We start from the raw sequence: 6,264 nt of genomic DNA, 5'->3' as shown, positions 1-6,264 counted from the left end.
TGAATAAGTTATTCATATGACACGCACGAATTGCTTGATGTGGATAAAAAAGATAAGTTATCCACATTTTAGGCGTGTCTACGTGGATATCACACAAATTTATCCACATAGTGGGGATAACATTGTGGATATCCTGCGGATAACTTTTTAAAATAATATTTTTATTTGCGATTTACGCATATTTGTGTTACTTCACTCGCAATTGCTTTTTGCATAAAATTTGTTAGCCTATTGCAATTTTCTTTTATGCAAGCGTGACAAAGTAGCAGTAGAATGAAGCATTATGACAAATCAAAAGTTGGACAACCAGAACAAAAAAGACGTATTACGCAATATTTGGCTACTAGCCGTACCAACTTTTGGACAGCTCATATCTGAGCCAGCATTTGTACTTATTGACACTGCTATTATTGGCCACATTGGCAAAAGTGCTCTAGCAGGTCTTTCTATTGGATCAACGGTACTTCTTACTACTACAGGTCTTTGCTTATTTTTGGCTTACAATACAACTTCACAGGTTGCGCGTCTTTTAGGCGCAGGTAAGCGTCGAGAAGGTTTTAGCATTGGCATGGATGGGTTGTGGCTTGCATTATTGCTTGGCATAATTCTTACAGTCATACTTATTTTTGCCGCTAAACCGTTATGCTACGCAATAGGCGCGCGTGGCTCTACGTTGCAAAATGCTATTGTGTACACACAAATGGTTATGCCTGGATTGCCTGCGATGCTACTCGTATATGCAGCAAATGGCATATTTCGCGGTCTTTGCAACGTGCGCATAACATTATTTGCTGCTGTAAGTGGAGCTGTTCTAAATACAATTCTCGATATAATCGCAGTATTTGGTCTCAACATGGGAATTGCTGGCTCTGGTATTGCAACAATGATTGCGCAATGGTATATGGGACTTGTTCTCACTATTCCTGCAATTATTTGGGCTACTCAAAGTGGTGCGCGTCTCAAACCGCATTTCCAGCATATTCTACATTCTGCTGGAACTGGTATGCCTTTGTTTGTTCGTACACTTGCATTGCGCGTGTGCATGGTAGCTACGGTTGTTACTGCGACTCATCTCGGTACCAATACTCTCGCTGCGTATCAGGTTGCTAATTCTTGCTGGAATTTTGTTATGAATATTTTAGATGCAATTGGTATTGCTGCGCAGACTATTGTTGCTGCAGCGCTAGGTGCAGGCTGTCGTAAGCGCGCAGGAATGATTACGCGTATTTGTGCTCAAGTGGGAGCTGTAAGCAGCGTAGGAGTCGGTTTATTCATGATTTTCGTGGGTTGGAGTTGCGCGCCACTATTTAGTCAGCATACAGATATTCAGTTTTTAATTTCTGTAGGTATGACAATATTAGGATTGTTCTTGCCTCTTGCTGGATGGATGTGGGCACTAGATGGCGTATTGATTGGCGCAGGTGATCATCGCTACTTGGCAAAAGCTTGCTCAGTAATGGCTGTCGTATATTTAACATTTTTGGCGCTCACAAGCGTTTTTGATGTCATCGTTGATGCTAATGACGTGATAAGAACTATTACTTTGTGGGTTGTTTTAAATGCTGTTTATATTGGGGGGCGTGCAATAGGCAATAGTTTGCGCATAAGAAATGATACGTGGATGGATTCTGCGCTAAAAATGTAGATAAAGTTTTGTGTTAATACATTTACGTTTTTCATAATACGTGCGCGCGTTTATACTCGTTTTTATGGCAGATAATGATATGTGGCAATCTACTAAAGGCAATGTTATCCGCGCAGGTAGCAATCATGGTGGCAATGGTGACGCCTCTGCATATGGTTCTGGCGTTGCAAATCGTGGTGCCGAAGTAGGTGCTACGTTGTTTGATCGTGTGCCTCCTCACGATGTTGATGCAGAAATGGCTGTGCTTGGCGGAATGCTCATGAGCAAAGATGCTATTGGCGAAGTGTCTCAATTACTTGAAACATCAGATTTTTATTTACCGCAGCACCAAACAATTTACGATGCTATTCTTACGCTTTTCGCTGGCTCACAGCCTGTTGACGTTGTGCTTGTAGCTAACGAATTAATGAAAGATGGAAATCTCGATAAAGTTGGCGGAGCTGACTATTTGCACAGCCTAGTAGCTTCTGTGCCAACAGCCGCAAACGCAATGTACTACGCAGATATTGTGCATCAAAATGCTGTTCTTCGTAACGTTATTACTGCTGGCACAAAAATTGCACAAATGGGCTATTCTGCTTCCGGGGCGCAAGCAGAAGATATTGTAAATCTTGCGCAATCAGAAGTGTATGAAATGAGTGCTGGCAAAGTGCGTCAAGATTACGTTGCTATTGGTCCAGTTTTGCAAAATACACTTGATCAGTTAGATAAAATGCAAAATCACGAACTTGAACAAGGTGTGCCGACTGGATTTAGAGATATTGACGAAGTTACGCAGGGTTTGCAGCCTGGTCAAATGATTGTTGTTGCTGGTCGTCCGGCTATGGGTAAGTCAACACTTGGCATTGATTTTGCTCGTTCGGCTGCACTGCACCACAATATGACGTCTATTGTATTCTCTCTAGAAATGAGCAAAGTGGAATTGGCTCAGCGCATTATTGCTGCAGAAACTAATATCCCACTCGCTGCTATGCGAAGAGCGGAAGATATTACTCCAGATCGTTGGAATACTCTTAATACTTTTTGGACAAAAATGCAAAACGCTCCGCTTTTTATTGATGACAGTCCAAATATGAGCTTGATGGAGATTCGCGCAAAATGCCGCCGTTTGAAGCAAACAAATGATTTGAAACTGGTAGTTATCGATTACCTTCAGCTGATGAGTTCCGGTAAGCGCGTGGAAAGTCGCCAGCAAGAAGTTTCGGAATTCTCGCGTGCGCTGAAGCTTCTTGCTAAAGAGCTTGAAGTGCCAGTTGTGGCTTTGAGCCAGCTTAATCGTGGACCGGAAATGCGAAACGACAAGAAACCACAGCTTTCAGATTTGCGCGAATCTGGTTCTATTGAGCAGGATGCTGACGTTGTGTTCCTAGTGCATCGCCCTGATTTTTACAATAAGGAAGATCGCCCAGGCGAAGCAGATATTATTATGGCAAAGCATCGTAACGGCCCTACTGACACGTTTAATCTTGCCTTCTTGGGTGCAACTTCCAAGTTCATGGATATGCCGCAAGACTACCAGCAATAAGGGGTGTGATTTAGTATGTCAAGCCGCGACCATGAATCGCATAAAAAGTTGCGCCAAAATTTGCATAAGCATTGGTACAGTTTTGCCATGCCTGCTGTAGGAAAGCTTGTTTGCGCTCTTTCTAGGGTGCTTCACCATGGTGGAAGCGCATTGCCTGGGAAAGTTATTGAGAGCCTCGATTCTGGCTTTTTAGCGCGCACTCTTGCCGCATTGCCGTACGGAATAGTGTTGATTTCTGGCACCAATGGCAAAACTACCACAACGCGTATGGTAACTTCTATGCTGCGCGACGCAGGACTTAACGTATTTACTAATCCAACCGGTTCAAACTTTACTAGAGGAGTAGTGGCAGCCCTTGCAAAAACAATGCCTGCTTTTGGCACAAAACTAAATGCGGATATTGCAGTTTTAGAGCTCGACGAAGCGTACGCAGTGCATTTTGTAAATCAAATCAAGCCTCGCTACTCTTTATTGCTAAACGTTATGCGAGATCAGCTTGACCGATTCGGCGAAATTGACACAACTGCAAAACTATTAAGCAACGTGGCTGAAGCAACCGAAGGAACGGTAGTGCTAAACCGTGAGGATCCACGTATTTGCGCGCTTGCAAAAGTTGTTCCTTCCGGGACTTGTGTGCGGTATTTTGGTTTGGATGACGCTGTAAAAAGCATGTTCCCGACGGATGATGATTTGCACAATAGTTCCGAAAAAAGCGAAAATTGCGAAGATGTTGCAGAAAGCAAGGCTAACAATCTTCCTAAAGCAGACGTTGTGCTTTCAAAAGTTGGAGACCATGAGGCTGAGTTTATACTTGATGGCAAGCGTAAAACCACATCTGTAAAACTCGACGGCGCTTACAATATTTTCAACGCTGCTGCTGCAGCAACAGTAGTTCGCGCTATCTTGGCGGACGCTGCAAAACAAAATTCTGCGCTGCAAAAATTCGACGACGACGCGCTTATGGAAGCGATTTCGCACGTAACTCCTGCTTTTGGTAGAGGCGAAGTAATTGAAGTTAATGGCGCTCCTGTTGAGCTTGTTTTAGTGAAGAATCCTATTGGTTTTAGGCTTGCAATCGCTTCGGATCATCCGCAAAATCACGATACTATGATTGCAATTTGTGACGAATATGCGGACGGTAGAGACATGAGCTGGCTGTGGGACGTTGATTTTGCAAGCTTTAGCGGCACTGGAGTTGAGTGCGTTTCTGGTACTCGCGCATGGGATATGGCTTTGCGGCTGCAATACGATAAGGTTGAGGCTCGCAATGTGAATACGGATTTGGAAGAAGATGCTAAAGCTTTTGTAAATGGCGATTTTAGTGGCAATACTAAAAATGCTAAACGCATATACTGCACGTATACTGCCATGCTTCGCGTACGCGCTGCTTTAGCGCAACTCGCGGAAGTTAAAGACGTTGGAGTTGGGAAGTAATTGTCATGAATGGTTCCAGTGATATTAGTAAAGCAAATGCTACTTTTGAAGCCGAAAATCGCGTGCTACATATTGTGTCGCTATATCCAAAAGACATGAATATTTACGGCGACTACGGCAATGTGCTTACGATTATGCGCCGAGCGGAATTGTACGGTTACAAGCCAGTGCTTCACGAGTACAACGTTGGTGATTTATGGCCAGAGCGCGTGGATATGATTCTTGGCGGCGGTGGTCAAGATCATGGGCAAAGCAGAGTTACTGAAGATTTATTTGCACGCGCAGACGCGATTCGTGAGCTTGCAAAAGATGGCGTTCCAATGCTTATGATTTGTGGACTTTACCAGCTTTTTGGAGAGTATTTTGAAACCGTTGAGGGTCAAAAGCTTAAAGGAATTGGAATACTTGGCGAGCATACGGTTGGTCAAGATGTGCGCATGATTGGAAATCTTGTGGAACATAGCGACGATTTTGGCGATATTGTGGGCTACGAGAACCATTCTGGGCGCACAAGCTTGGAAGATGGCACGCAGCCGCTTGGCTCGGTTGATAGTGAAAATTGCGGTAACAATGGCAAAGATCACACGGAAGGAGCGCGCAAATACAATGTTATTGGAACGTATATGCACGGCTCAGTTTTGCCGAAAAATCCGCGTCTGGCTGACTTTTTAATTCGTACTGCTGCACAAAATCGTTACGGCGAATTTTCGCCAAGGCAAACTGATGCTCAACGCGCGGAGCTTGCGAAACTAGACGAATTAGCAGAGCGCGCTCGCGAAGTGGCCGTAACACGTCCGCGGTAAGAGATTTATCTGCGCTAAAATTTGTCAACTCTAAACACAAAAGCCTGCTGAAAATCGCAAAGTATTGCAAATCAGCAGGCTTTTTGTAGTTTTAGAATTTTAGTTTTTGATTCTAGTTTTCGCTTGATTTGGTGAGTGCATTAATCAATCAAACCATACAAGCGGTCGCCAGCGTCGCCAAGACCTGGAACGATATAAGCTTTGTCGTTCAAATGCTCGTCAACAGCGCAAACAACAACCTTAAAATCGATGGAAGGATCAAGTTCCTTCTCCAAGCGCTCTAAGCCTTCTGGGGCTGCCAAAATGTTAATAGCAGTAACATCCTTAGCGCCGCGCTCAGCCAAATAATGCGTAGCGGCAATAAGAGTGCCACCAGTGGCAAGCATTGGGTCAAGAAGGAAGCATTGACGACCGGTCAAATCTTCTGGCAAACGGTTGGCATAAGTGACAATGTCGAGCGTCTGCTCGTCGCGCTTCATGCCAAGGAATCCAACCTCAGCGGTTGGAAGAAGGCGAGTCATGCCATCGAGCATGCCAAGACCAGCGCGCAAAACCGGCACAACCATTGGGCGTGGGCGGTTCAAATGCTTGCCAGTCATCTTGCAAATAGGAGTTTCAATCTCGCGATCGCTAACTTCCAAATTACGGGTTGCTTCGTATGCTTCGAGGGTTACCAATTCGGAAACCAACTCGCGGAAAATATTAGAAGGTGTATTCTTATCACGCAAAACGGTGAGCTTGTGGTCCACCAGCGGATGATGTAAAACATGAAGATCCATACCTTCTAGGGTAATGCAAGCATGGCATGTTAAGCTATCGGCGTGCCGTTATTTTTGCGCAAAATATAAACAAATGTG

At 44.4% G+C, this 6,264-nt stretch carries 5 protein-coding genes; 4 read left to right on the top strand and 1 reads right to left on the bottom strand.

Annotated elements, in window-relative coordinates:
* Positions 1–283 precede the first annotated feature (283 nt).
* The 4 genes from A5295_RS05335 (at position 284) to A5295_RS05320 (ending at position 5,407) form a co-directional block, all read left to right on the top strand.
* The gene (locus tag A5295_RS05335; RefSeq protein WP_064622039.1) at positions 284–1,645 is read left to right on the top strand and encodes an MATE family efflux transporter; all 1,362 of its coding nucleotides are present in this window, start codon (positions 284–286) and stop codon (positions 1,643–1,645) included.
* A gap of 64 nt (positions 1,646–1,709) precedes the next feature.
* Entirely contained in the window at positions 1,710–3,170 is a 1,461-nt protein-coding gene (dnaB, locus tag A5295_RS05330; protein WP_004105840.1) for a replicative DNA helicase, read from the top strand.
* A gap of 15 nt (positions 3,171–3,185) precedes the next feature.
* Positions 3,186–4,604, top strand: coding sequence for a Mur ligase family protein (locus A5295_RS05325; RefSeq protein WP_064622037.1), 1,419 nt, complete (start codon positions 3,186–3,188; stop codon positions 4,602–4,604).
* 5 nt (positions 4,605–4,609) lie between these two features.
* On the top strand, positions 4,610–5,407 hold the full coding sequence (locus tag A5295_RS05320; protein WP_064622035.1) for a type 1 glutamine amidotransferase: 798 nt from the start codon (positions 4,610–4,612) through the stop codon (positions 5,405–5,407).
* 140 nt (positions 5,408–5,547) lie between these two features.
* Here A5295_RS05320 and upp read toward each other — a convergent pair whose 3' ends face one another.
* On the bottom strand, positions 5,548–6,186 hold the full coding sequence (upp, locus tag A5295_RS05315) for a uracil phosphoribosyltransferase (RefSeq protein WP_004136544.1): 639 nt from the start codon (positions 6,184–6,186) through the stop codon (positions 5,548–5,550).
* Between the last annotated feature and the right edge of the window lie 78 nt (positions 6,187–6,264).

Source organism: Gardnerella sp. 26-12, assembly GCF_001660745.1.
In the GTDB taxonomy this organism is placed as follows: Bacteria; Actinomycetota; Actinomycetes; order Actinomycetales; family Bifidobacteriaceae; genus Bifidobacterium; species Bifidobacterium swidsinskii.
The sequence above is the reverse complement of the archived record's forward strand: the minus strand, read 5'-3'. Positions and strand labels throughout refer to the sequence as shown.

What these genes read in the sequence shown, in the direction of transcription:
- A5295_RS05325 (WP_064622037.1), top strand. Translation starts at nt 3,186, where the DNA reads ATGTCAAGCCGCGACCATGAATCGCATAAAAAGTTGCGCCAAAATTTG.
- A5295_RS05320 (WP_064622035.1), top strand. Translation starts at nt 4,610, where the DNA reads ATGAATGGTTCCAGTGATATTAGTAAAGCAAATGCTACTTTTGAAGCC.
- A5295_RS05335 (WP_064622039.1), top strand. Translation starts at nt 284, where the DNA reads ATGACAAATCAAAAGTTGGACAACCAGAACAAAAAAGACGTATTACGC.
- upp (WP_004136544.1), bottom strand. Translation starts at nt 6,186, where the DNA reads ATGGATCTTCATGTTTTACATCATCCGCTGGTGGACCACAAGCTCACC.
- dnaB (WP_004105840.1), top strand. Translation starts at nt 1,710, where the DNA reads ATGGCAGATAATGATATGTGGCAATCTACTAAAGGCAATGTTATCCGC.